Here is a 1,008-nt window from a genome sequence, read left to right as displayed (position 1 = left end):
CCGCAAAGCAGACGCCCAACGAGCTCTTTCTGATGGCTGCTTCTGACCTCACCAACACGTATCCTACGCTCAATTTCGATTGGTTGTTAAGGCAATGCGACCGGGTTTTCATCGAGTGTCCGGAGGTAAGAAATCAAGTCTGCGCGATCCTGATCAACCCAAACTCCATCTAAGTCCATCTTTGTTCCCGGAATGTATTCTCGTGGACGCCCAAGAAACGAGTTGAGATTGTCGTAGTCCCAGACACCTGAAGTCGCTGAGAAAGCCGTCGAGTACTCGTAGCCATCGTACGAGCCAATGGTGCGCCCGAGAACTCCCCAAAGTGGCGGACCTTCATTGGCTTGAACTTGCCCATTGTTCTCCAGGCTGTGACAGGCTTTGCAGGCACCTGCCAGAGTTTCTCCTCGGCCCCTATCGGCATTACCAATCAAGTGCTTCACACTAGGGATACTTGCACTTGTAGGTACGCCAGCATCCAATAGGATGGTCACGATTTCGTCGTGCCCACGCAACGAGGCGAAATGCAGTGCTGTCCCAAGCCAAGGATCCACGACAGTTGGATCAGCACCGGCTTCCAAAAGCAATCGAACAACTTCTGTGTGTCCGTTGCTTGACGCAACATGGATTGGGTATGCAAAAGTTTTTTCGTACTCAGCATTGGGAAGAGAGTAGTTTGGGTCGGCCCCAGCCTCCAACAGGGCCGCGACCACGTCCGTACGACCGAACCGAGATGCTACTACGAGTGGTGACGAACCTTCAAAACGAGCGCCTGTGGTGCTCGGCAGATCCACCGGCACTCCTTTTTCGATTTCTGACATAACTTTTGCGACATCGCCTTTTCGAGCCATCAAGTGGATCATTTCAGCGGAACTTGTCGACATGGTGGCGCATAGCGCAGCCACCCCCGCGAGAAATGTTTTCCAAGTTCTGTTCATTGCGGCATCCCCCCGGTTGTGGGAGCCTTAATACCACAACTAGTCGTCAATTTCATTTCTTGCAAAGAGTGGC

General features: G+C 52.6%; 1 protein-coding gene. It reads right to left on the bottom strand.

Going from position 1 to position 1,008, the window contains the following annotated elements:
• Window positions 1-86: 86 nt before the first annotated feature.
• Window positions 87-935 (bottom strand): ankyrin repeat domain-containing protein, encoded by an 849-nt coding sequence (locus ACR0ID_RS20390; RefSeq protein WP_480474877.1) that lies wholly within the window; start codon window positions 933-935, stop codon window positions 87-89.
• Between the last annotated feature and the right edge of the window lie 73 nt (window positions 936-1,008).

It is taken from the genome of Ruegeria sp. AL2, assembly GCF_056540845.1.
Note: the sequence above shows the minus strand (reverse complement) of the source record. Positions and strands in the feature narration are given on the sequence as shown.